At 61.1% G+C, this 23121-nt stretch carries 19 protein-coding genes, 1 tRNA gene and 1 riboswitch; of the genes, 11 read left to right on the top strand and 9 right to left on the bottom strand.

What is annotated here, in order from left to right; all coding sequences use genetic code 11:
• Positions 1-378: 378 nt before the first annotated feature.
• Complete coding sequence (gene mobB, locus JQN68_RS04040; protein ID WP_225072691.1) at positions 379-873, bottom strand: molybdopterin-guanine dinucleotide biosynthesis protein B; 495 nt, start codon at positions 871-873, stop codon at positions 379-381.
• A gap of 382 nt (positions 874-1255) precedes the next feature.
• On the opposite strand from mobB, the gene selA reads away from it, so the two are divergent.
• Positions 1256-2650: an L-seryl-tRNA(Sec) selenium transferase gene (gene selA / locus JQN68_RS04035; protein WP_225072692.1), complete on the top strand. Its 1395-nt coding sequence runs from the start codon at positions 1256-1258 to the stop codon at positions 2648-2650.
• Positions 2651-2677: 27 nt separating this feature from the next.
• On the opposite strand, the gene JQN68_RS04030 is transcribed toward selA, so the two are convergent.
• The 5 genes from JQN68_RS04030 to JQN68_RS04010 form a co-directional block, all read right to left on the bottom strand.
• On the bottom strand, positions 2678-2905 hold the full coding sequence (locus JQN68_RS04030) for a hypothetical protein (protein WP_225072693.1): 228 nt from the start codon (positions 2903-2905) through the stop codon (positions 2678-2680).
• Positions 2906-3050: 145 nt separating this feature from the next.
• Entirely contained in the window at positions 3051-4250 is a 1200-nt protein-coding gene (locus tag JQN68_RS04025; protein ID WP_225072694.1) for a metallophosphoesterase family protein, read from the bottom strand.
• 61 nt (positions 4251-4311) lie between these two features.
• Positions 4312-5928 carry a hypothetical protein gene (locus JQN68_RS04020; protein WP_225072695.1) on the bottom strand — a complete coding sequence of 539 codons (1617 nt, stop codon included), beginning with the start codon at positions 5926-5928 and terminating at the stop codon, positions 4312-4314.
• 151 nt (positions 5929-6079) lie between these two features.
• Positions 6080-7579 (bottom strand): hypothetical protein, encoded by a 1500-nt coding sequence (locus JQN68_RS04015; protein ID WP_225072696.1) that lies wholly within the window; start codon positions 7577-7579, stop codon positions 6080-6082.
• Between the two features lie 328 nt (positions 7580-7907).
• Entirely contained in the window at positions 7908-8984 is a 1077-nt protein-coding gene (locus JQN68_RS04010) for a pyridoxal-phosphate-dependent aminotransferase family protein (protein WP_225072697.1), read from the bottom strand.
• Between the two features lie 52 nt (positions 8985-9036).
• Positions 9037-9124, bottom strand: a riboswitch (ZMP/ZTP riboswitch).
• Positions 9125-9452: 328 nt separating this feature from the next.
• On the opposite strand from JQN68_RS04010, the gene groES reads away from it, so the two are divergent.
• Both groES and groL read left to right on the top strand, forming a co-directional pair.
• Positions 9453-9743, top strand: coding sequence for a co-chaperone GroES (gene groES / locus JQN68_RS04005; RefSeq protein WP_225072698.1), 291 nt, complete (start codon positions 9453-9455; stop codon positions 9741-9743).
• A 48-nt stretch (positions 9744-9791) separates the two neighbouring features.
• Entirely contained in the window at positions 9792-11444 is a 1653-nt protein-coding gene (gene groL / locus JQN68_RS04000; protein WP_225072699.1) for a chaperonin GroEL, read from the top strand.
• A gap of 83 nt (positions 11445-11527) precedes the next feature.
• Here groL and JQN68_RS03995 read toward each other — a convergent pair whose 3' ends face one another.
• Positions 11528-12505: a thiamine biosynthesis protein gene (locus JQN68_RS03995; protein WP_225072700.1), complete on the bottom strand. Its 978-nt coding sequence runs from the start codon at positions 12503-12505 to the stop codon at positions 11528-11530.
• A gap of 222 nt (positions 12506-12727) precedes the next feature.
• Here JQN68_RS03995 and moaA point away from each other — a divergent pair, with 222 nt between their 5' ends.
• The gene (gene moaA / locus JQN68_RS03990) at positions 12728-13729 is read left to right on the top strand and encodes a GTP 3',8-cyclase MoaA (RefSeq protein ID WP_225072701.1); all 1002 of its coding nucleotides are present in this window, start codon (positions 12728-12730) and stop codon (positions 13727-13729) included.
• 97 nt (positions 13730-13826) lie between these two features.
• Here moaA and JQN68_RS03985 read toward each other — a convergent pair whose 3' ends face one another.
• Both JQN68_RS03985 and JQN68_RS03980 read right to left on the bottom strand, forming a co-directional pair.
• Positions 13827-15116, bottom strand: a complete 1290-nt coding sequence (locus tag JQN68_RS03985; protein ID WP_225072702.1) for a (Fe-S)-binding protein — start codon at positions 15114-15116, stop codon at positions 13827-13829.
• Positions 15113-16519: an FAD-binding oxidoreductase gene (locus tag JQN68_RS03980; protein ID WP_225072703.1), complete on the bottom strand. Its 1407-nt coding sequence runs from the start codon at positions 16517-16519 to the stop codon at positions 15113-15115. The genes JQN68_RS03985 and JQN68_RS03980 overlap by 4 nt, the downstream gene beginning before the upstream one ends.
• Positions 16520-16703: 184 nt before the next feature.
• Here JQN68_RS03980 and radA point away from each other — a divergent pair, with 184 nt between their 5' ends.
• From radA to JQN68_RS03945, 7 genes are all read left to right on the top strand, one after another.
• Positions 16704-18053: a DNA repair protein RadA gene (gene radA, locus JQN68_RS03975; RefSeq protein ID WP_225072704.1), complete on the top strand. Its 1350-nt coding sequence runs from the start codon at positions 16704-16706 to the stop codon at positions 18051-18053.
• Positions 18050-19228 carry a poly-beta-1,6-N-acetyl-D-glucosamine N-deacetylase PgaB gene (locus JQN68_RS03970; RefSeq protein ID WP_225072705.1) on the top strand — a complete coding sequence of 393 codons (1179 nt, stop codon included), beginning with the start codon at positions 18050-18052 and terminating at the stop codon, positions 19226-19228. Before radA ends, JQN68_RS03970 begins: the two co-directional genes overlap by 4 nt.
• Positions 19225-19704, top strand: coding sequence for a cyclic pyranopterin monophosphate synthase MoaC (gene moaC / locus JQN68_RS03965; RefSeq protein WP_249621022.1), 480 nt, complete (start codon positions 19225-19227; stop codon positions 19702-19704). The genes JQN68_RS03970 and moaC overlap by 4 nt, the downstream gene beginning before the upstream one ends.
• Positions 19670-20239 (top strand): hypothetical protein, encoded by a 570-nt coding sequence (locus tag JQN68_RS03960; RefSeq protein ID WP_249621021.1) that lies wholly within the window; start codon positions 19670-19672, stop codon positions 20237-20239. The genes moaC and JQN68_RS03960 overlap by 35 nt, the downstream gene beginning before the upstream one ends.
• A 77-nt stretch (positions 20240-20316) precedes the next feature.
• A complete protein-coding gene (dksA, locus tag JQN68_RS03955) occupies positions 20317-20673 on the top strand; it encodes an RNA polymerase-binding protein DksA (RefSeq protein ID WP_225072708.1) in 357 nt (118 codons plus the stop codon).
• Positions 20674-20707: 34 nt separating this feature from the next.
• Positions 20708-23011: a sensor histidine kinase gene (locus JQN68_RS03950; RefSeq protein ID WP_225072709.1), complete on the top strand. Its 2304-nt coding sequence runs from the start codon at positions 20708-20710 to the stop codon at positions 23009-23011.
• Positions 23012-23025: 14 nt separating this feature from the next.
• Positions 23026-23101, top strand: a tRNA-Ala gene (locus JQN68_RS03945).
• Positions 23102-23121: the final 20 nt, after the last annotated feature.

The following is a 23121-nucleotide window of genomic DNA, read 5'->3' as shown; positions in this document are numbered from 1 at the left end:
TTATGTTAAAAAACCGATTTTATACTTCAAACGATACGCAGAAAATCGCTAAAACATTGTTTGACAGAAACCAAGCCACCTTGAGACAACAACGGAGAAACGCCATAATTTTTCATTTCATTATATTCGGACTGCCGTTATGTAGCACACTGCTTAACCCTGGGCAAGCAATTTTTCAAAAAAAAGTCTCTTATTTCAATGATATAAGGAATACGATAGAAGCTATCGAAAATACCGTTCGCATCCTCCGCAAAAATAACCTTATCAAACCAAAAAAAACATGAAGAAAACTTCGTTCTATATCAGCCGACAAAAAAGCCCCGGCAATTTCCGGGGCAAGATTCCATGGACTCAGAGACAATGCCGCCGAAGGGCGGATTACGACAACCCAAATTTTGCCACCAGAAGATCGGCCACGCCTTTGGCATCCTCAAGGTCGAAAGTCGGCACACCGAAATCCCATTCAGTATCACTGACCAGCGCAATCAACTCTTCCGGGGCACTCAAAAGCCCTGCCGCATGCGCCTTGCGATGAATCTCGATCTTCGGCTTGGCGGAGCGCTTGTATCCTTCCACAAGAATGATAGCCACGGGGCCGAGCAACTCCGCAACCTTGTCGAGCTCCATTTCCTGCTCTACACTGCGCACCAAGGCAACCTTGGTCGGCGACGAGATCGCTACCGCATCGGAACCCGCACGGGCATGACGCCAGGTATCTTTCCCGGGCTGGTCCATTTCGAATCCATGGACATCATGCTTGATGGTGCCGACAATAATCTTCCGGCTTCTCAACTCTTTGATCAATTTTTCCAAAAACGTGGTTTTCCCGGTTCCCGAGGTACCGACGAGAACCACCATGGGAATTGAAGACATACTCTCTCCTCTCAACTTCGAATGGCAGAACACAAACCCTCAATGTTGCCAAAGACTTGCAGGCCGTTGTTGGCATTCCTCCGCTCCGCGCCCCCTGGCAGATCGGACATATATGAAACTATATAACGCAGAACGGTTTCAACGCAAAATTGATGGTCTCGTTAAATTCATTCCCGAGGTGCTTTTGATAGGGAATCCAGCCACACTAAAAACCGTGCTTGGCTTCGAAACTTGACAATTCATTGCAGGAATATGAAAATTGCCGACACCGTCATCGGGCCCCCCAAGGACAATGGATCCTTGAAAAAACCGGTCGCCAACGAGGACCGCCAAAATAAACCGTCGCGGCCATCGCAAGCACCTATGCACCATCTGAAAGGCATTGAATTTGCTTAACAAAATCCCAAAAGTCGACAAAGTGCTGGGCTGGGCTGCCATCGAGACCTTATTGAATGAATACCCGCGTCCGATGGTGCTCGCCGCAGTACGCACCTCCCTGGATACCATCCGTTCCGAAATTTTAACCGGGCGGATGCCGGCGGACGGGCTGGATGAGACATCCATTGCCTGCAAAGTGCGAAAAGCCCTGGAAAGAGCCAGCACTCCCGGGTTACGGCGGGTCATCAACGGCACCGGCGTGGTGCTGCACACCAATCTAGGCCGTGCGCCCCTGGCACCGGCCCTGCGGAATTCCATGCTGGATGCCGCCTTCGAATATAGTACCCTCGAGTTCAATCTGGAAACGGGCACCCGCGGCAGTCGCGCCGTGCATGTGGAAAAACTGCTCAGCGACCTGACCGGCGCCGAAGCCGCCGTCGTGGTCAATAACAATGCCGCCGCGGTCCTGCTGGCCCTTTCGGCCCTCGCCAAGGGCAAAGAGGTCATCGTTTCCCGTGGCGAACTGGTCGAGATCGGCGGCTCCTTCCGCATTCCCGAAGTTATGGAGCAGAGCGGCGCCACCCTGCGGGAAGTCGGCGCCACCAACCGTACCCACGCCCGCGACTATCGCGCCGCCATCGGTGCGGAGACGGCCCTATTGCTCAAGGTTCACACCAGCAATTTTGCCCAGGTCGGCTTCATCACCCAGGTCTCTACCGAGGAACTGGTGGCCATCGGACGCGAAAGTGCCCTGCCGGTCATGGTGGATGCAGGCAGCGGCACTTTGGTGGATCTGTCCGCCTACGGTCTTGCAGGAGAAACCATGGTGCAGGAATATCTTCAGGCGGGGGCCGATCTGGTTACCTTCAGCGGCGACAAACTGCTTGGCGGACCTCAGGCGGGCATTATTGTCGGCAAACGGCGGTTTCTCGATCCCATGAAAAAACACCCCTTGATGCGAGCCCTGCGGGTCGACAAGGTCACCCTCGCCACCCTGGAAGGTACCTTGCGTCTGTATCGGGATGAACGCGAGGCGCTGCAACAGATACCGTCCCTGCGGATGATGACCGTCTCCGCAGAGGAACTGGCGACCCGCGCCCGCAGCGCCGTGCGACGCCTGCGCCGGGGCCTTCCAGCAACCGTCACCGTGAAAGCCCTGCCGGGCCACTCCCAGGTCGGCGGCGGCACCTTTCCCCTGCTGGAACTCCCGACCACCCTCATCTCCGTAGCGGTGGACGGATTGTCGGCCCAGCAACTGGAGCAGCAACTGCGGTCCGGAGCCTTGCCCATCATCGGCCGGATCTCCCAGGGCTTGTTGCTCCTCGACGTCCGTACCCTGGCCGACAAGGACCTTCCGGAAATCATCGCCGCCCTGCAGAAAATCGCGACTTCCGCCTGAGCACTTCTTGCCTCAAACCCCGCCTGATTATTCCCACGCCTGGTCGCCGCCTTGCAGGGCGGCGGCAATCAACCGGCGCAGCCGTTTCTCATCGGCCCGGTCCATGGGCCGGCCGGTGATGCTGCTGCGCGGCACCCGTTGCCGATCCGGCGGCGGATAGATGGACAGCTCCAGTTCGGCGCCGTTTTCTTCGAGATGAATATGGGGGCATGAGGCGCGCCGCTTCCCGGGCGATAAACTGACGCAAGCGATCACAGTGGGTCATGCGGTCATTGTCTCCCATCACTCCGCAATTTCCACGGGGCTGCACCGGGCAACCTGCCTCTGTGGGTACCGACCCAACCCAGAGAACAGCCCGTGCGGCAAGAACCGCCTACATCTTGGAAGCCGAACTTTCTTGCTAAAGGATCGGAACGCGCCGAATTGACGGAGCCGGGTTCGGCGATGAAATCGTGATTTCAAAAGCCGAAGTCTCGCTCCGCGAAGAGCCTGAGGCAAGAGCCCCATGACGGATGCCGCCGTTGGGAACCTGGGCAGGTGTATAGTGCCGCGCAACATGCTTGTGACCGAACAGGATCAGATCGACATTGCCATGCAATACGGCCATCAGCTTATCCGCATCCAGGAGCTTCAAAGCCGGTTCGGTATGCAACCAGGGGTGGTGATGAAAAAAGGCCAGGGTCATGAATCCCAGGGCGTTTCCGAGACCGGGCACCACCGTTCCCGGCAGGAAGAACTGCTGCAGCGCAGTGAGTTGTGCACCACCTACAGCTCCCGTTGCAACACCGGCACCACTGCCGGCAACGTAGGGATCCGCCGCCGTATCAATACCAAGCAGGCAGACTTTGGTCGGACCATCCATGACGGAATAGAGAACGGGCCTTTTTGAGGTGCTGCCCGTCCCCAGGGGCAGGCCCCCTGAGGCCTGCAGCAGGGGAGTAGCCAGAATGGAATCGAAAGCCTGACGAAACTCCGCAAAATAGAGGTTTCCCCACAGGCCATAATCATGATTGCCAGGGCAGAGATAGATCCGGCCCTTGAACGGGCTCAACAATTTCAGGGCATGCCCGAGAGCCTGTCTGGTTTTAGCCAGATGTGGCGCTAAAGGACCCAAGGGCGGTGGCGGGGTAACCAGAGCATTCATGGCTGCCTGGGTCAGTCCTATGGGCAGAGTCGTTCCGGGCAGCACCTGGCCTTCGTTGTCAATGATATCGCCGGTCAGAATCAGGTAGTGATTGGGATAGGTTCGCCGGATAAATTGCAGTCTTTGTTCTATGGCCCGGTTCAACGAAGAATCCGCCAGGATATGGAGATCGCTCAAATGCAGGAATTGCATCCCGGATTTCCGGGCCGTGCTGTCTTCAACGGTAATCTGGTACAGATTGCTCCATCCCCTGTCCCCGCCATAAGCAAAGTAGGACATTCCGCCTTTCAAAGGCAGCAGTACCCAAATATTCCGAGAGGCATCATGCAGGGTGACATAACTTTCATCGCGTTCCGCCTCCCTGAATTTCCATGTAACCCGACCCTGCTGCCATTCTTCCCAATCCAGACGGGCCTTCTGAATAAAGAATCCGCTTTGATATGTATATTTGCTCATGATTTGTCCCCTTGCCCTTTCGCGAACTGAAATCCGACCGCCGGCCCGCTATGATTTCCCTTTACCACTGCAACCCGTCATCGGGATCCGGAGATTTCGGCAAGCGTTTGCAGACCAGAGCCAGCACACTTACACCATCGAGACTGACGGCTTCCGTCACCAAGTCCTTTCCGGCCGGCGCCAGCCTTGCGTCGGCATCCAGGAGTACCGGCAACCTGCCGCGCCGGAGCAGGGGAGAGCGTATCGCCAAGCCTTCCAGTTTGGCGGCCGCATACTGCTGTTGAGCCGCCGCCAATGGGGACAGGCCCGAATCCCGCTCCCCGGTTACCGCCCGTTTGCGGGCCGCGAGGGGGGCAACCCGAGAAAAGGAAGGGGGCGCTGGCTCCGTCACGGCAGCCTCGGAGCGGGCCATCGCTGCCCGCATCAGGGTATTTTTCAAGGTTGCGCTACGCGACAGGGTCGCCGGACCGACCGGCAGACGGCCGGGTATCACGGGCTGCACCCTGGCAACGGGCAATCCGGCAAATTTGACCTGCTGCAGGGGGACCTTCGAAAGCAGGGGCAACACCAGGGCGTCGCGCAGGCTTTCCCGACGCCGGACCACCTGGACATTTCGCGCGACAATCATGCTGTTGACATAGGCCGGCAAAATCCCCCGCCCCGGAACCCGGCCATCGGACAGCATGCGGCCGTCCGGCAACTTCCAGCAACGTGACCCGAAAAACTCGGGTTTGAACCAGGGCCGCAACACCATGACGTTGTTGTATTCCAGGGAAACGGCTTCGAGGCCCGGATCCCCGTGTTGGCCGCCAAACAGAGCCGCCAGCTCCGGAGGCGCCTGCCGAATCAGTCCTTCCATTTCCGCCCGGGTCAGGGTTATGCGGGTCCAGGGCACCTGGCGGTCAAATACATTGAGGGGACTGAAAAAAGTCGTAAAGAAACCGACCCCCTGGCCATTGAGGTCGGCGATCTCCGAAAGCTCGAGATCGCTCAAATAGGCCTGCCGGTATCGATTGAGGTATTTGCGTAACTCCAGGCTGTTCTGCAGCGCCATGCATTCTTCCACTTGATGCTTGAAGCCCAAAGTGACCCAATCCCGCTCGGCTTTCTGGCACGCCTCGAGCAGTTGTTTCTGACGGTATAACTGCCACTGCTCGCGGAGTCGTTGAGCATCCGGGCCTTCGGCAAAGTCCACCGACAGCTTTTCGTCCAGAAAAATACGCGTCGCCTCCTCATGGAGGGTCTTGTATTCATAATAGCGGTTCACGGCGGCGGAATTAACCGGGATACTAAAGCCGTCGTCATCCACCCGTTCATCGGTAAGAAAATCGATGGCCGCCGCCAGCCGGCGTTCCTCCTCCTCGGTGAGGGTACTCCGGGCAAAAACACTGTCGACCAGCACCTGCCGGAGATCCTCCCACAGGAACCGGCTGCCGTCCGGGATAAAATTGGGACCATCCTCCGGAACCAGGTTCATGAGTCGGGCGAAATCCGCCCGAAAATTGAGCTGCTCCTGGGCACTCAGGGAGGTTCTGGCGGGATCGTGCATGAACTCCAAATAGTCATAGGAAAAGCCCAGCCCCCGGGGAAAGAACAGAAACCGATCCTCCTGCTCCATGATCTTTTTCAGTTTAACGGCCAGCGCCAACGAAACCGCCGCCGCGATTGCCTGTGCCATAACACCCCCCTTGCCTTCCGGGGCCGGAAAGACCACAGTCCTCCCGGCCCCATGTCCCCTGGCCGATACCGTGCCGCCACGCGCATTACCCGGCATCGGTCACTCTTCACAACCGCAAGCCGCGATTCGCCCTGGCTGGCAGACCCAGGTCCTACGCGCCGCCGACAAACTGCTCGGGCCGGATCTCCGGATTCGGGTTGGGGGATTTGGGAATGATGTTGTTGATGAAGCCGATGAGCTGCATGCCCGGAATGGTCACCGCGCCGCCTTCGGCGTGGGTCTGCAGGTTGCGCTCCTCCGTGCCGTGGGCATAGGAGCCGCCGACGGAGAACGGTCCCCAGCCGACCCGGGCGCCGCCCGAAACCTGCTTGTTGACATAGTCCATATGGCTCTGCCACTGGTCGGACCGGAATTTCACATTGCGCACGAATAGGGCGCTGGTCGGATAGGCGACCAACCGGCCATCCGGCTTGCCGTCCGATTTGCCATCACCGCCATCCGACACCCTTTTGTCGTAATTGAGATCCCAGAGTTTATCGAGGGTCCAGCCGCGCATGGCAAAAAAGCCGGGCTTGAACCAGGGTCGGATGATGGGCACCTGGGTAAATTCCAGTTCCGCCCTGAAATTGGCGGCCCGTTGATCGGAGCCAATCTCGACTTTCGACCCCGAAGCCCGGGCACCAATGGAAAACAGACCCAGATTCACTCCACCGCCACCGCTCCAGCGGCTGGTCTCCTTGCGGTAATGGTTTTCATAGTCCTGCTCATAGAAGCTGAAACGGGTCCAACCGGAACTGGAGGCAAAGTTGCCCGGCACGATGGTGGTGTAGTAGAAATCGCCGGCGCCGCCTTCCTGAGGGCTGGTCAGCAGGGCGTTGCGGAAGTCCTGCAACAATTCATTCTTGTACAGCACCATGCTCTTCTGCCCGACCTGCTCGATGTAGGCATTGACCTGCTCGTATTCATTCTTGTAGCCCTGGGACACCCAGGCCATCCAGGCCGCCTGCACCCGGTTTCGCAGAAATCTCGACTTGTTGGCAAAAGCGGCGACGCGCCGTATGGCTTCCGAGTCGTTGCCCTTGGCCGCCTGGGCATCGATGAGCAGGTTCATGTACTCATCCGCCGCACTGCAGTACTCGTCCATTTTGCTCATGTAGGCCAGGACCAGGGGGCCGGGCTCCGTGATCTGTTTCATTTCCCCGGTCAGAAAATCCTCGACCTCCTTGGTGACGATCAGGGCCTTGCGAAAGCGCTCCAGCTTCTCCTTCTCCTTGTCGCTTAAAGGCAGGTCCAGTACCTTGCTGTACTTCAGGACGTCCGAGTACACCGAACTGATGGAGTCCTGGGTGGAAGCGAAGATGGTCTGCTGCATCCCGTCCGTCAAAAACTGATTGCTGACATCCGGTATGAAATCGAACAGTTTCGAAAGGGTCCAGGCCTGATGGTACAGCTCCCTGGTTCTCTCCGCCGTATCTCCGATCAGCCCCCTGGCGCAGAACATGAAATCCCGCGGCAGAAAGGGCAGACCGGGCAGCATCCAGGTGACGAACTTGTTGCGCGGCAATTGAATGTCCGGATTGTCGCCGGTGATGGTTGCGTAGAGCTTCGCGATCAAAGCCTGCATCAAATCTGCTGAAACATCTTTCGCCATGGCCGTTGCTCCTTTTCGAAAGGAAGGGGAATTTTTGCCGGCATGCCGACCGAGGCAGGGAGGAGCAGAGGGCGACTCAGCACGCTCGCAAAAGGGACAGGAAAAAAATATTGCTACAAGGCAATGAAATTTTTTTACTCGAACAACTCTAGACGGTTCACTTAGTGTTGTCAAATAAGAAAATATTCAAATCGCTCGCCAGCATATAAAATCGGACTGCAGAAGGTGGGGAAAAATTTGCAAAAAAATCGGCCCCCAAAAAAGGGGGCCGTTAAGGAGGATATGGCACGCAGATGTGGTGGGTTGAGGAAAGAAAGTCAGCAGAATATTATTTGCGCACCTGCGGCAACAGCTCTTCCAGCAGGGTGAAATATTCGGTCATGTCGGCCATGGTAAAATCCGCCATGTGGGGGATACGGAAAGTCTGGTTTTTGATTTTGCCGTAGCCGTTGTCCATGGCATAGCCGCGCTCGCCGGCGAGTTTCTTGAGCTGCTCGAGATCCGTGCGGCCGTCATTGACGCCCGTGGTCAGGGTCATGGACCGGGCGCCCTCGGCGGCATAGAGACCGAAGCCCTGGCCCATCAGCCAGGCCTGGGTCGCTTCAGCCATCTGGCGATGCCGCGCGTAGCGGTTTTCCAGTCCCTCGGCGAACATCTTCCGCAACTGGTGCTGCAGAGCGTAAATCTGGCTGATGCAGGGGGTGCTGGGGGTGTTGTGCTTCTCGGCGTTCTTTTCGAATTCCTCGAAGTCGAAATAGTAGCCGCGCCCGGGGGTGGTGCGCGCCTTGTCGAGCGCCCGGCGGCTGACGGAGAACACGGCCAGTCCCGGCGGCAGGCCGAAGGCCTTCTGCACCCCGGCCAGGCAAACATCCACCTCCAGGGCGGTGACGTCGATGGGCACGGCGCTCATGGAAGAAACCGTATCGACGATGAAGGACACCTCCGGATATTTCTTCATCACTTCGGCAATGTCCTCCAGGGGCGACATGACGCCGGTGGAGGTTTCGTTGTGCACCACGGTCATGGCATCGTATTTGCCGCCGGCCAGAGCCTGATCGACCATCTCAGCCGTAACCGGCTGCCCCCATTCAGCGCTGAACAGATCGGCCTCCAGGCCGCAGCGTTGCGCCACATCGTGCCACTTCTTGCTGAAAGCGCCGTTGGCGAAGCACGCACAACGCTTCTGCACCAGGTTGCGGACCGCCCCTTCCATGACGCCGAAGGCGCTGGAGGTGGAAAGGAACACCGGTTCACTGGAATTGAGCAGCTTCTGCAGCCCCTCGCTTACGGAACGATGCAGTTCGGCGTAATCCTTGGTGCGATGGCCAATCATGGGGGTGGCCATGGCTTCCAGGACATCGGCGCTCACTTCTACGGGTCCGGGGATGTACAATTTTTTGGTCATGGCTCGCAACTCCTTGAAACCTAGAAAAAGAAAAACGCCTGGCCCTTTTGGTAAAAGGGGCCCAGGCGTACGGCTTTACGGGTCTTTCATCCTGCTCCCCGGTGGTGTTCCACCTCGAGACGCCAGTTACAGGAGACCTTCGAATTGTCGCATCCCACGCGGGATTGGCAACCAAGTAACATGGCGGCTTCGACGAAGTCAAGAGCCTTTGTGACAGGAAAATCGTATACCGATCCCGCCTCCGAAGAAATTTTCCAGAAACCTCTTGACATTCCATGGACGCTGACTATATTTACCCTTGCTTGTTAGCACTCCCCCAAAACGAGTGCTAAAGCAGGGCCTGATTCGACAGCTTTGGTTCGTTTTCCCTTCGGACTCGAGCTTTTTTTGTTGCCGGAGCACCGGCCGCATCCATTACGGGATTTTCCCGCCAACACTCAGGGACATATAGCGGAAAGGAGAATGCACATGAACATCAGACCGTTGCGTGACCGCATCATCGTCGAAAGGCTGGAAGAGGAAGCCAAAACCGCCGGCGGCCTCATCATCCCCGACACCGCCAAGGAAAAACCCCAGCAGGGCGTCGTCAAGGCCGTTGGCAAGGGCAAGGTGACCGAAGACGGCAAAGTGCTGCCCATGGACATCAAGGTCGGCGACAAGGTGCTGTTCGGCAAATATGCCGGCACCGAGATCAAGATCGACGGCCGTGAATACCAGATCATGCGCGAGGACGACATCCTCGGCGTCCTGGAAGCCTAATCGTTCGATTCACGTTCTGAAACTCTTCTCCCAAGGAGGATAGACAATATGTCTGCAAAGGAAATCAAATTCGGACAGGATGCGCGCAGCAAAATTCTGTGCGGTGTCAACCAACTGGCGGATGCCGTCAAGGTCACCCTCGGTCCCAAGGGCCGCAACGTGGTCATCGACCGCTCTTTCGGCGCCCCCCTGATCACCAAGGACGGCGTCAGCGTCGCCAAGGAAATCGAGCTGGAAAACAAATTTGAAAACATGGGTGCCCAGCTGGTCAAGGAAGTCGCCTCCAAGACTTCCGACGTCGCCGGCGACGGCACCACCACCGCCACCGTGCTGGCTCAGGCCATCTACCGTGAAGGCGTCAAGCTGGTCACCGCCGGCCACAACCCCATGGAAATCAAGCGCGGCATCGACCAGGCCGTCGAAGTGGCCGTGCAGCATCTGAAGGGTCTGTCCAAGCCCATCAAGGACCACAAGGAAATCGCCCAGGTTGGCACCATCTCGGCCAACAGCGACAAAACCATCGGCAACATCATTGCCGAGGCCATGGAAAAGGTCGGCAAGGAAGGCGTCATCACCGTCGAAGAAGCCAAGGCCATGGAAACCACCCTGGAAACCGTGGAAGGGATGCAGTTCGACCGCGGCTACCTGTCCCCCTACTTCGTGACCGATGCCGAGCGCATGGAAGCGATCCAGGAAGACGCCCTGATCCTCATCCACGACAAGAAAATCAGCAGCATGCGCGACATGATCAACGTGCTGGAAGCGGTGGCCAAGCAAGGCCGGCCGCTGCTGATCATCGCTGAGGACGTGGAAGGCGAAGCCCTGGCCACCCTGGTGGTCAACAAGCTGCGCGGCACCCTCAACGTTTGCGCCGTCAAGGCGCCCGGCTTCGGCGACCGCCGCAAAGCCATGCTGGAAGACATCGCCGTGCTGACCGGCGGCAAGGTGATCTCCGAAGAAGTCGGTTTCAAACTGGAAAACGCCACCATCGACATGCTCGGTCATGCCAAGCGCATCGTCGTCGACAAGGAAAACACCACCATCATCGACGGCGCCGGCAGCGAAGCCGACATCCAGGGCCGGGTCAAGCAGATCCGCACCCAGATTGATGATACCAAGAGCGATTACGACCGCGAGAAGCTGCAGGAGCGCCTGGCCAAGCTGGTCGGCGGCGTGGCGGTAGTCAAGGTCGGCGCGGCCACCGAAACCGAAATGAAGGAAAAGAAAGCCCGCGTTGAAGACGCCCTGCATGCCACCCGCGCAGCCGTGGAAGAAGGCATCGTGCCTGGCGGCGGCGTGGCCCTGATCCGCTGCATCGCGGCGCTGGAAGACATGACGGTGGTCGGCGAGCAGAAGTTCGGCCTGGCCATCGTCAAGCGGGCCCTGGAAGAACCCCTGCGCCAGATTGCCGCCAACGCCGGCGCTGAAGGCTCCATCGTGGTCAACCGCGTAGCTACTGAAAAAGATTCCTTCGGTTTCGACGCGGCGACGGATGAATACTGCGACATGATCGAGGCCGGCATCATCGACCCGACCAAAGTGGTGCGCAGCGCCCTGCAGAACGCCTCTTCCGTGGCCGGCCTGATGCTGACCACCGAGGCCTGCATCGCCGAACTGCCCAAGAAAGACGAGCCGATGCCGGGTGGCATGGGCGGTATGGGCGGCATGGGCGGTATGGGTGGCATGGGCGGCATGATGTAACGCCCACCCTTCATCCCTGAAGCATGCAAAAAGCCCCCCGGTTCTCCGGGGGGCTTTTTGCATGCCGATCAGTCTGACTGGCATCAGGGGATGATCAGCCTTTGGCTGACCTCCTCGGCCAGCGGCGTCACATCAAGTTCCCAAGTATCCTCCCCCCGGGTAAGACGCACCATGACCTGGGCCTGCTCCCGCCCCTTGCCGAAGGCGGCGACCAGCGCTGCCGCCAACTCCAGATCCTCGGCCGTCGGCGCCCCGCTGACCACCCCCGTCGGTCCGGCAAAGCTGCCGGCCCGCACCAGCACCCGCTCGCCTCCGCCCAGGGCCTGCAAGGCGTCATTATTGACCTTGTTGCGCCCCAGGGTCAGTTTGGCCCGCGGCGAGAGCCGGTACTGGCGGCCCAGCTTGAGTAATTCCACATCGGTGACGGTGCACTCCGGCTGATGAGTCAACAGATCCCGCAACCGGGGGGTAAAGGATTTTTCCGTGAGCAGGCAGCCGCCGCCGGAAGCTGGATACTCGCCAAGGCCCCATTCCCGGGCTAAATCTTCCTGACGGCGGCGACTGCGGCCCTGGATGTCCAGGAGTCGTTCCCGATCCACCAACCCCTGTTCTTCCATGCCGGTCACCGGCAGCAAGCGGGCGGAGAGGGGCCGCAGGATCAGCTGCGGACAACCGGAATGCTTGGCCACCGCCTGCAGGGCATTGAAATTCTGGCTCATGGGTCGCTGACCGAGCACCTCCCCGGAAAAAAGGAAATCGAACTCGCCGGCCAAAACCCTCCGGCCGGCCAGGGCGAACATCATGGCATGGCAATCGATGCAGGGATTGAGGTTCTTGCCGTAGCCGTAGCGGGGATTTTTCAGCATCGCCAGATGCTCTTCGCCGATATTCTCCACCAGCAGCGGAATATCGATCTGACGGGCCGCCTTGCGCGCCCTTTCGGCGCCGAAAAAAGGTGTCACGAACACGATGCCCGAAACCTCGACCCCCTGGCGCTTGAGAACCATGGCCGCCAGGGTACTGTCCAATCCTCCGGAAAGAAGGCCCAATGCTTTGCTCATTTTTTGCACTCCTTTGTCATCGCCCCTGGCACAGCGGGGACAGAGCCGGTTCCGAAACGGACGCACACTGCAAGCGTGCCTCGACCTGTATACATCTCCCGGCCCGGGTTCGCCTGCCATTCCTCTTGCTCTGGGCGATTATTTGATGGTAGAGTTGGTTCTTAAAGCTTGTAAAACGCATTTTTATTTCCGAATTGTCCCTTCTTGGAGAACGAGGTGGCCGTGAAAAAATCCAACGCCGGCCTGCAAGACAACTTCGGTCGCACCATCGAGTACCTGCGCCTTTCCGTGACCGACCGCTGCAACCTGCGCTGCCGCTACTGCATGCCGGCGGAGGGCATCGATCCCATCAAGCACAAGGATGTCCTCAGCTATGAGGAGCTGCTGCGCGTGGTGGCCATCGCGGTCCGCTGCGGGGTGCACAAGATCCGCGTGACCGGCGGCGAACCGCTGGTGCGCAAGGGCCTGGTCGGTTTCATCCGCGACATGTCCGGCATTTCCAGCGAGGTCGAGATCACCCTGACCACCAACGGCATCCTGTTGGCCGACATGGCCGCCGATTTGCGCAAGGCCGGCTTGAGCCGCGTCAATGTCAGCCTCGACACCCTGCGGGAGGACCGTTTCGAGCAGATCACCCGCCGGCCCGGACTGCAACGGGTATTGGACGGCCTGCATGCCGCAGACGCCGCCGGACTGACGCCCCTGAAAATCAACATGGTGCCGATTCGCGGCGTCAATGACGACGAGGTGGCCGATTTCGCTCGCCTGACCATCGATCATCCCTGGGAAATCCGTTTCATCGAGTTCATGCCGGTCAGCGGCGGGCTGGACTTCACCCCTGAAAACATGTTTCCCGCCGCCGCCATCCTGGCCGAACTGGAAAAGGTCGGCAAACTGCTTCCGGAACTGCGCCAGGGTCCCGCCGGTCCGGCCCGCATGTTCCACTTCCCCGATGCACCGGGCCGCATCGGCGTCATCCCGGCCGTTTCGGAGCATTTCTGCGGCGAATGCAACCGCATGCGCATTACCGCCGACGGCCGTATCCGGCCCTGCCTGTTTTCCACCGAGGAGATCGACCTGCGCAGCGCTCTGCGGCGCCGGGCATCCGATGCCGAACTGGAAGCCATCATGCGCAACGCCGCCTGCGCCAAACCGGAGCGCCATCATATCGGCGAGAAGGATTTTCGCCAAGGGCATCGCCGCATGCACGGCATCGGCGGCTGAGGCGCCCACTCCTGTCCGACTTTCATCCCGCACACCGAAACGCCGGCAATCATGCCGGCGTTTCCATTTGCACCATTCTTTCCCACGACCTGGCGGTTCACCCCCGGGCCCCGGGACTCGGGGCCGTCAACCCGGGCAGCGCTTCGGCTACCAGTTCCAGCACATGGACCGCTTGCTGGGGCAAGCCGGCATGGTTCAGACTATCCTGCAACTGCACGATACAGCCGGGACAGGCTGTGGCCACCAGGTCCGCGCCGCTGGCTTGGATGCCGGCCGCCTTCCTGGCTCCGATTTGGCGGCTGGTATCGTAATGGTACACGGAAAAGGTGCCGCCGAGGCCGCAGCAGGCATCGGCGTTGGGCATGGGCACGAAATGCACCCCGGGCAGGGCCGCCAGCAGTTGCTGCGGGGCCTTGACCCAGCGCGGCTGCCGCAGATGGCAGGGTATGTGGTAGGTGACGGTGCGGCAGGTTTCACGGCGTGGCAATTTTTCCAACCGCTCCGCCAGGCCCTGCTCCACCAGCAGGGTGTGGATGTCCAGCACCTTCTCTGCCAGCCCTTCATGTTCCGGGCCCAGTTCGGCGAAATATTGGGTCAGACCGCTGTGACAGGAGGCGCAGGCAGTGACGATGAAATCCGGCGCCGGCCGGCTTAGGGCCGCCAGGTTCCGATCCGCAAGCTGAGCCGCGGTAGCGCCATCCCCGGCACACAGGGCCGGCAGACCGCAGCAACCCTGGCCTTTCGGAATCACAACGGTGAATCCCAGGGCCCGCAGGCAGGCCAGCACCGCCTCGCCGATTTCTGGATAGACATGGTTGATCATGCAGCCGGTGAAAAATGCCACCGTGGGCTTGCCCGGCGTTCCGGGCAGAAGTTCAGGATGACGACTGCGAAACGGCCGCTTGGCCGGAGCCGGCAGGGTCCGCTCGGGGTCAATGAAAGGCGCCGGAAAGCGCAGGCGCAGGCCGCTGCCCCGCGGCACCCGGCGGAAGGCCAGAAATGACATGGCACTGCCCAGGCGGGCCAGCCACTGCATCAGGCGGGGCCGACGCAGCACCGTCGACACCCCCCGGCCGAACCAGCTCAGACCCTTGCGGCGGACAATCTGCCGCCGCGCCGCCAGGACGATGGCGTCCGTCGGCACCAGGTTGGGGCACTCCTTGACGCAACGGCCGCAGGCCAGGCAGCGGGAGATATCCGCCACCAGCCGGCGGTCCATATCGATGTCGCCGTCGAGCAGGGCCTGCGCCAGGGATACCTTCCCGCGGGCCACGGCCGCCTCCTTGCCCAATTCGGCGAACACGGGACAGTGGGCCCGGCAGGTACCGCACTTGACACATTGCCGCATCTGCTCCCGGTAGGCTTCCAGTTCCTTGTGCTGGCTCATGCTTCGTTCACCGCCCGGCCCGGTTCTTCGGGAAAGATTTTGCCCGGATTGAGGATATTGTTGGGATCCAGGGCGCGCTTGATGGCCTTCATGTAGAGCACCGCCGCCGGGTCCAGTTCCATGGGCAGATAGGGCGCCTTGGTCACCCCGACACCGTGTTCCCCGCTCATGGTACCGCCGAGGCGGATGGTTTCGGCGAAAATGTCGCGAATCGCTTCCTCCGCCTTCTCCTCCTGGCCCGGCAGGGCGCGGTTGACCATGATGTTGACGTGGATGTTGCCGTCGCCGGCATGGCCGAAGTTAACGATAGGGATCTCCAACCGCCTGGCAATGGCCTCGATGGCGCGGATCATGTCCGGCAGACGGCTGCGCGGCACACAGATGTCCTCGTTGTACTTGTCCGGGTTGACCCGGCGCAGGCTCGGCGACACACTGCGCCGTACCCGCCAGATGGCTTCGCTTTCCTCGGCCGTAACCGCCACCTGCGTTGCCACCACGCCGAGGGGCGTGACAATGTCGAGAATGCGGGAAGACTGCTTTTCCAGCATCTCCGCATCGCCGTCGACCTCGATGATCAGCAACGCGCGGGCCGCCTCCGGCAAGTCGAGATTGGCATTCTGGCGCACGCAGTCGATGGCCGTGGCATCCATGAATTCCAGGGTGGTGGGAATGATCTTGCCGCGAATGATGGCGGACACCGCCTGGGCGGCGCCGTCGATGGAATCGAACAGCACCAGCATGGTCTTCTTCGCCGCCGGCTTGGGCAGCAGCTTGAGGGTGATGCGGGTGATGACGCCCAGGGTGCCCTCGCTGCCGACCAGCAGCTTGGTCAGATCGTAACCCACCACGCCCTTCATGGTCTCGCCGCCGGTGCGGATGATGTCCCCCTGGGGGGTGACCACTTCCAACCCAAGGACATAATCCTTGGTGACGCCGTATTTGACGCAGCGCGGTCCGCCGGCGCATTCGGCGACATTGCCGCCGATGGTGCTGAATTTCAGGGAGGCCGGATCGGGCGGATAGAACAGGCCGACGGCCTCCACCGCCTCCTGCAGGTGGGCGGTGACCACGCCCGGCTCCACCTCCGCCACCAGGTTGTCCTGGTCGATGCGCAAAATCCGGTTGAGCCGCGTCAGCACCAGGGAGATGCCGCCGCGAACCGGCAGACTGCCGCCGGTAAAACCGCTGCCGGCGCCGCGCGGATAGACGGGAATCCCCTCTCGGTTGGCCAACTGCAGGATGCGGCTGACCTGACCGGCATCGGCGGGGTAGACCACCACGTCCGGTTGATGCTGCTGCTGGGTGGCGTCGTAGGAATAACAGATGCGATCGGCCGGCGCCGAGGAAACATGTTCGGGACCGACGATGTCCTGCAGAATGCGAAGAAGTTTGGTGTCGAGCATGGGCTGGTACGATCCTTCTCTTTGCTTTGGGATGACCGGAAATGGCCGGCCAGAACGTTAAACGAAGAATATAGCAAAAATCCCCCTCTCCCGTCCAGTGCCCCTGGCCAATGAAGACTGCGCAGCCGATTGACAGGATAGGGCAAAGTACCTAAAATGGCCCATTACTCTAGGAGACAGCGTTTTGAAGGCTAAAACCCTCTACACCTGTCAGCAGTGCGGCTTCGGCAGCCCCAAATGGCTCGGCCGTTGTCCCGATTGCGGGCAGTGGAACACCCTGGTGGAAGAGTTGCGACCGGCCGGCGCCACGGGCCGCACCGCACCGCCAAACAGCCAGGCGGTCCGCTTGGAGGAAGTGGCGGCTACCGCCGAAGCGCGGACCTGCTGTGGCTTGGCGGAATTCGATCGGGTCCTCGGCGGCGGCGTCGTGCCAGGCTCCCTGATTCTCATCGGCGGCGATCCCGGCATCGGTAAATCGACCTTGCTGCTCCAGGCCATGGATCGCCTGGCGGCCAGCGGTTCGGTGCTGTATGTCACCGCCGAGGAATCGGCGCGGCAGGTGAAACTGCGCGGTGAACGTCTGCGGGTTTCCGCCACGGACCTCTACATCCTCGCGGAGACCTCCCTCGAAACCGTCCTTGAGCGGGTTCGTGAATTGCAACCCGACTTTCTCGTCATCGACTCCATCCAGACCATCTTCTCCTCCGCCCTGGAATCGGCCCCCGGCAGCGTCAGCCAGGTCCGGGAATGTGCCGGGCGGCTCATGCAGCAAGCCAAGGGCACGGGCGTCTCGACCTTCATCACCGGGCACGTCACCAAGGACGGCGCCATCGCCGGTCCGCGCATGCTGGAGCACATGGTCGACACGGTACTTTATTTCGAGGGCCAGGCCGGCCATCCCTATCGCATCCTGCGGGCGGTCAAGAACCGCTTCGGTTCCACCAACGAAATCGGCGTTTTCGAAATGAAGGATTCAGGCCTGGCCCAGGTCAGCAACCCCTCGGAACTGTTCCTGGCGGAACGGCCGGCCGGCGCCGCCGGCAGCGTGGTGGTCCCGACCCTGGAAGGCAGCCGGCCGATCCTGGTGGAACTGCAGGCCCTGGTTTCGAGCAGCTCCTTTGGCCAGCCGCGCCGCACCGCCATCGGCATCGACCACAACCGGGTGGCATTGTTGGTCGCGGTACTGGAGAAAAAAGCCGGCCTGTCCCTGCTCAGCCAGGACATCTTCTTCAACGTTGCCGGCGGGGTGCGGCTGGATGAACCGGCCGTCGACCTCGGCGTGGTGGCGGCCCTGGCTTCCAGCCATCTCAACCGACCTCTGTCGGAACGTTTGATCCTGTTCGGGGAGGTGGGGCTGGCCGGCGAGATACGGGCCGTTTCCCGTCCCGAACTGCGCATCGGCGAAGCGGCCCGTCTCGGCTTCAGCCACTGCTATCTGCCGGCCAGCTGCCTGAAAAACCTCGAGGCACCGCCCGGCATGACCCTGCACGGCATTCGCAGCGTCGCCGAAACCCTGGACCAGGTGTTCGCATGATTCGACGCATAGGACTGGCCCTGTTGCTGGCTTTGATGCTGGCCCCGTTGCAGGTCAAGGCCGCCCCCCCTCCCCTGCGCGCCGCCCAAGTCGGCTATCTGCCCTGCCGCAACTATGCCGAGGTGGCCCAGGAGTTCGCCCGTATGCGTCGCCAGGGCATCGACACGGTCATCATTCGGGCCTTTCACCGTCCCAATGACCGCTATTATGCTTTTGTCGAGCCCCGCGCCAAGGCCGGCGTCTACTTTCCGACCAAGGCCGCTCCGGTGGTGGCGGACGCCTTCGGCCCCCTGGTGACCCAGGCCCGGGCCGCCGGCCTGCGGGTGTTCGCCTGGATGACGACCCTGACCACGCCCCTGGAGGAAGCGCCGCAGTGGAGCGGCCGCCGCTACGACCTGGACAACGGCGGCATCGTTCCGGTGAACGCCCTCGATCCCTTTCGGCCGGAAGTGCGACAGCGCCTGAAGGACCTTTTCCAGGACCTGTCCCGCTATCCCATCGACGGCATTCTGCTGCAGGACGATTTGGTGCTGCGCCACACGGAAGGTTTCTCGGCGGCGGCCATGGGTGCCTACCTGCGGGAATACGGCCGGTTGCCCGATCCCGCGGCCTTTTACCCGGAACGTTTCCAGGCGCCGGGCAAACCGGTGCGGGTCCGGCGCTACGGAGCCGAGTTTTGGGAATGGTCGCGCTGGCGGGGCCGGCATCTGTATCGACTGGGCATGGAACTGCGCGAGGTGGCCCGTCAGCAAAATCCGGAAATTACCGTCGCCTTTAATATGCCTTACGAGGTCCTGACCAAACCTGACATGGGCCTGGCCTGGTTTGCCCTGGATTTCCAGTCTGCCGCTCAGGCCGGCTTCGATTATCTGTCGGTCATGGCCTACCACCGCCAAATAGCCAAGGAGATGGGCATCCCGGTGTCCCAGGCCTTGGAAATGGTGGCGCAAATGACTGCCAAAGGCCGACAGAAGCTGACGACCGCGGCGCCGCTGCTGATCAAGCTGCAGACCCTGGATTTCGATGACCATCAACCTCTGGAAGGCACCGAACTGCAGCAGGCGGCCCGCTCCGCCCTCGAAGCCGGCCCGGTCAGCCTGGCCTTTTTCCCCTATCTGACAGCACCGGCGGCGCTGCCTGCCCTACCTGAAATCTCCAAGGAGGAGAATCGATGAACGACCAGTTTACCCATCTCGATGAAAACGGCAAAGCCATCATGGTGGATGTCGGCGCCAAATCGGATACCCATCGCCTGGCCATCGCCCGCGGCGAAGTGCGCATGCGCGAAACCACCCTGCAGCGGATCATCGAAGGCGACATGGCCAAGGGCGATGTCCTGGCCGTGGCCCGGGTGGCCGGCATCATGGCCGCCAAGAAAACCCCCGACCTGATTCCCCTCTGCCATCCCCTGCTGTTGAGCTCCGTCAAGGTGGAATTCATCCCCCATCCGGGCGAAGGCCGCTTGGAGATCGAGGCCCGGGTCAAGGTTTCCGGTCAGACCGGGGTGGAAATGGAAGCCCTCACCGCCGTGGCCACCGCCGCCCTGACCATTTACGACATGTGCAAGGCCGTGGACAAGGAAATGGTCCTTTCCGACATCCGCCTGATGGAAAAACATGGCGGCAAAAGCGGCTCCTTCGTCCGTGGCTGAGCCAGGCATGTCGGCACCGGCGGGACAGACCTTCACCATTCGGCGCGCCTTTCTCTGGCCCCTCGGCATTCTTGCGACCCTGCTGCTGACGCTGCTGCTGGTGGGTCTTCGGCAGGGCCAACCGCCCGTCAAATCAGGACTGCTGGCCCTAATGCTGATACTGGTCGGCACGCTTTTCGTGAGCAGCCTGGGTCGCCGGCTGGTTCTGGAGTCGGATCGGCTGCTGGTCTGCCGCCTGGGCCGATGCAAAAGCCTGGAACTGGGACAACTGACCGCCGCGGACTCGGTGCAGGTCCGCAAGCGAATATTTCTGACCCTGTGTGCCGGTGAACAGGTTGTCATCCTGTCCAATGCCTACGGGCAGTTCAGCCATTTGGTACAGAACCTGATTCTTCGCATGCCGGTGCACCTGGTCACGGAACGGCTGCGCCAGCTGGCCGCCGCACCGCAGAGCAACCGGGATATCCTGTCCTGCTGGATCGCCGTGGCGGTGGTCGCCGCCATCCTCTGGCATCAAATGCACAGCAGCTTTTGAGCGGGGCGTTGCGAACCGTTGACTTTAAACGACTTTTCCAATAGATTTAGCTGTTGAATTCCTGCAAGGAGCCCTGCATGAACCAGGAAAAAATGACAGAATTTAAAAAAATTCTCGAGGAGCAGTTGGAAACGCTGCTGCGGGATGCCGGCCGAACGGTTTCGGAAATGACCGACGACCAGAGCAACTTTCCCGACCCGACGGATCGGGCCTCCCTGGAATCCGACCGTAACTTCGAACTGCGTATCCGGGATCGCGAACGCCGGCTGATCGGCAAGATCCGCCAGGCCCTCGAACGCATCGAAACGGGTAACTTCGGCATCTGCGAATGTTGCGAAGAACTCATCGGCGAGGAGCGCCTCAAGGCCCGGCCGGTCACGACCCTGTGCATCGACTGCAAAACCGAGCAGGAACGCAAGGAAAAGATCGGCTGAGCCCTGCGCCCAGCGGCGCGCCCGGGGAGTCGTCATGCTGCATGATTGCCAGAATCTGCTGCGCGAGGTAATTCGTGTCGCGCACGATGTCGCGTCTCCGCCGCTGCAGCGTGGCCGGCAGATGCTGACCCTGCTGGCTGAGGGCCTGCATGCCGAGCAGGCGGTTTTCTGGTGGCCGGCTCCGAACCATCCGGATGGGGGCTTTTGCCTGTCGCTGCCGGCAGCGGAGCAGCAGCCGCTACCCTGCCCGGACCATCCTTCGTTCATCGCCTCCCTTTCTCCGGACCACCGGCCCTCCCTGGAGGAGGGCCGGCTGCTCCTGCCTTTGCTGGAGCGCGGCCACCTGCGGGCGGCGTTGCTGCTGCAATTTTCCCATCCGTTGCCCGCCGGCCAGGATCCCCTGCCGGCCGCGACCAGCGTCGGCTGGCACCTGGTTCACCTCCTCACCGACACCCCGCCGGCCCCCCTCGACAGCATCTGCCTGCTGGCGGATCTGAGCCAGATCGTCGAGCGCAACGGCACCTTGGACTCCCTGCTGGCCACTGCTGCCAGGACCATTTTAGGGGCCACCGGCGCCCTGGGCATCGCCTTGCGACCCCTGCACGGCGAAACGGTCCTCGCCCAACCGTCGGTGGCCTGGCAGACCCGCAGTCGCCGACAGCGTCAGGTCTTCCTGGAACTGGAACAACAATTAACCCGGCAGGCGATTGCCACCGGCCGCCAGCAAACCGGACAACTGCAGACCGTCAAGGGGAATCAGGCCATGCAGCTTTCCTGCACCGCCTGGCCCATCCAATCCCGCAAGCGGCTGCTCGGCACCATGACGGTCCTGACCGGTGTTCATGCAACACCGACCTTGCCGGTGTCCTGTCCCGTTTCCTGGCCGAGCCTGGCGGCGCAACTCGGGCAATCCCTGGCCCTTGAAGCCGGCCGCCAGGACCTGGCCCTGCTGATCACGGAGAATCGGCGCAAACTGGAAGAGGCGCGCCTGTTGTGCGGCATCTCCCAAGCCATGCACGGCACCCCCAAGCTGGACGAACTCATGCACCTGGTCCTGTCCGCCGCCACCCTGCCCTGGAGCGGCGGCTTCGAGCGGGCCATGCTGTTTCTGGCCAACGAACGCAGCGGCATCCTGCAAGGCATGGTCGGTGTGACTCGGGATACGGCCTGTCGCATCCTGCCCGATCTGACCGACGACCGCGCCTGGCAGCAACTGCGGTTCAGCGAAGACATCTGCCAGAGCCAGCGCCAGACACCTTTTTTCCGTCTGGTACTGAAACAGCGCCTGCCCCTGGAGGCCGACGACAACCCCCTGGCCCGGGCCCTGCTTCAGGAGCGCATCCTGTTTTTGAATGAGGTCCGCCAGATGAGCGGTTCTTTCGGCGAATTGGCCCGCAACGTCGAACTCGGCAACTGCGCCCTGGTGCCCCTGCACGGCCACACTCGGCCCCTCGGCGTCATGGTGCTGGATAATCCCGGCGCTTCCCATGCCGTTTCCTCGGACCTGCGCCGCTTTCTCGAACTGTTTGCCGCGCAATCCGCCCAGGCCATGGAAACCTCCATGCTCTTGCATCGCCTCGAGGTTTCTCATCAAGATCTTCGGGAAACCCAGGAAGCCCTCATCCAGAAGGAAAAAATGGCGGCCCTCGGCGAGACGGCGGCCTCCGTCACCCACGAACTGCGCAACCCCTTGGTTTCCATCGGCGGCTTTGCCCGGCGCCTGGCCGAACGCCTGCCGCCGAACAGCCGCGAGCAGGAATACAGCGCCATAATTGTCCGCGAAGTCCTGCGCATGGAAGCCCAACTTTCCAGCATCCTGGCCTTCTCCAAAAAACAACTGCTGTGCTTCGCCCCCTGCACCGTGCCCGGCATCATCGATGAAGCCCTGGCCCTCGAAGAACCGGCCCTGGCGGCGGCCGGAATCCGCCTGGAGCGCTTTATCGACGACCAGTTGCCGGCGATTCAGGGCGACGAACAGCAACTGCGCCAGGTGATGATCAACCTCATCAGCAACGCCCGCCAATCCATGGCCGGCGGCGGTTGCCTGACCCTGCGCTGCCGTACCACCTCCCTGCGCGGCGAAGTCGCGGTGGCCATCGAGGTGGAGGACACCGGAGGCGGCATTCCGGCCAACATCCTGCGCAACATTTTCAATCCCTTTTTCACCACCCGGCAGTCGGGAACGGGCCTGGGATTGTCCATCGTGCACCGCATCGTCGAACACCACCGGGGCGAGATCGAAGTCCGGAACCTCATCCACGGCGCCCTGTTCATCATCCGCCTGCCCATCGCGCCGCCCCCCTACCTGAGCATTGACAAGCCCGGAAGCTTCGGGTAAGGTTAGGCCGTTTCGGGGCTGTAGCTCAGCTGGGAGAGCGACGCGTTCGCAACGCGTAGGTCGACGGTTCGATCCCGTTCAGCTCCACCAATGATGACGCCGGAAATCTC

The organism is Desulfuromonas sp. CSMB_57, assembly GCF_020194955.2.
GTDB lineage: Bacteria > Desulfobacterota > Desulfuromonadia > Desulfuromonadales > Syntrophotaleaceae > JAFCIY02.
Note: the sequence above shows the minus strand (reverse complement) of the source record. Positions and strands in the feature narration are given on the sequence as shown.

Bases quoted from the DNA above. Each gene is read 5' to 3' on its own strand.
- JQN68_RS03995 (WP_225072700.1), bottom strand. From the start codon at position 12,505: ATGAGCAAAGCATTGGGCCTTCTTTCCGGAGGATTGGACAGTACCCTG.
- mobB (WP_225072691.1), bottom strand. From the start codon at position 873: ATGTCTTCAATTCCCATGGTGGTTCTCGTCGGTACCTCGGGAACCGGG.
- JQN68_RS03985 (WP_225072702.1), bottom strand. From the start codon at position 15,116: ATGAGCCAGCACAAGGAACTGGAAGCCTACCGGGAGCAGATGCGGCAA.
- JQN68_RS04025 (WP_225072694.1), bottom strand. From the start codon at position 4,250: ATGAGCAAATATACATATCAAAGCGGATTCTTTATTCAGAAGGCCCGT.
- JQN68_RS03960 (WP_249621021.1), top strand. From the start codon at position 19,670: ATGGCGGCAAAAGCGGCTCCTTCGTCCGTGGCTGAGCCAGGCATGTCG.
- JQN68_RS04010 (WP_225072697.1), bottom strand. From the start codon at position 8,984: ATGACCAAAAAATTGTACATCCCCGGACCCGTAGAAGTGAGCGCCGAT.
- JQN68_RS04020 (WP_225072695.1), bottom strand. From the start codon at position 5,928: ATGGCACAGGCAATCGCGGCGGCGGTTTCGTTGGCGCTGGCCGTTAAA.
- groES (WP_225072698.1), top strand. From the start codon at position 9,453: ATGAACATCAGACCGTTGCGTGACCGCATCATCGTCGAAAGGCTGGAA.
- JQN68_RS03950 (WP_225072709.1), top strand. From the start codon at position 20,708: ATGCTGCATGATTGCCAGAATCTGCTGCGCGAGGTAATTCGTGTCGCG.
- JQN68_RS03970 (WP_225072705.1), top strand. From the start codon at position 18,050: ATGATTCGACGCATAGGACTGGCCCTGTTGCTGGCTTTGATGCTGGCC.
- moaC (WP_249621022.1), top strand. From the start codon at position 19,225: ATGAACGACCAGTTTACCCATCTCGATGAAAACGGCAAAGCCATCATG.
- dksA (WP_225072708.1), top strand. From the start codon at position 20,317: ATGAACCAGGAAAAAATGACAGAATTTAAAAAAATTCTCGAGGAGCAG.
- JQN68_RS04015 (WP_225072696.1), bottom strand. From the start codon at position 7,579: ATGGCGAAAGATGTTTCAGCAGATTTGATGCAGGCTTTGATCGCGAAG.
- groL (WP_225072699.1), top strand. From the start codon at position 9,792: ATGTCTGCAAAGGAAATCAAATTCGGACAGGATGCGCGCAGCAAAATT.
- JQN68_RS03980 (WP_225072703.1), bottom strand. From the start codon at position 16,519: ATGCTCGACACCAAACTTCTTCGCATTCTGCAGGACATCGTCGGTCCC.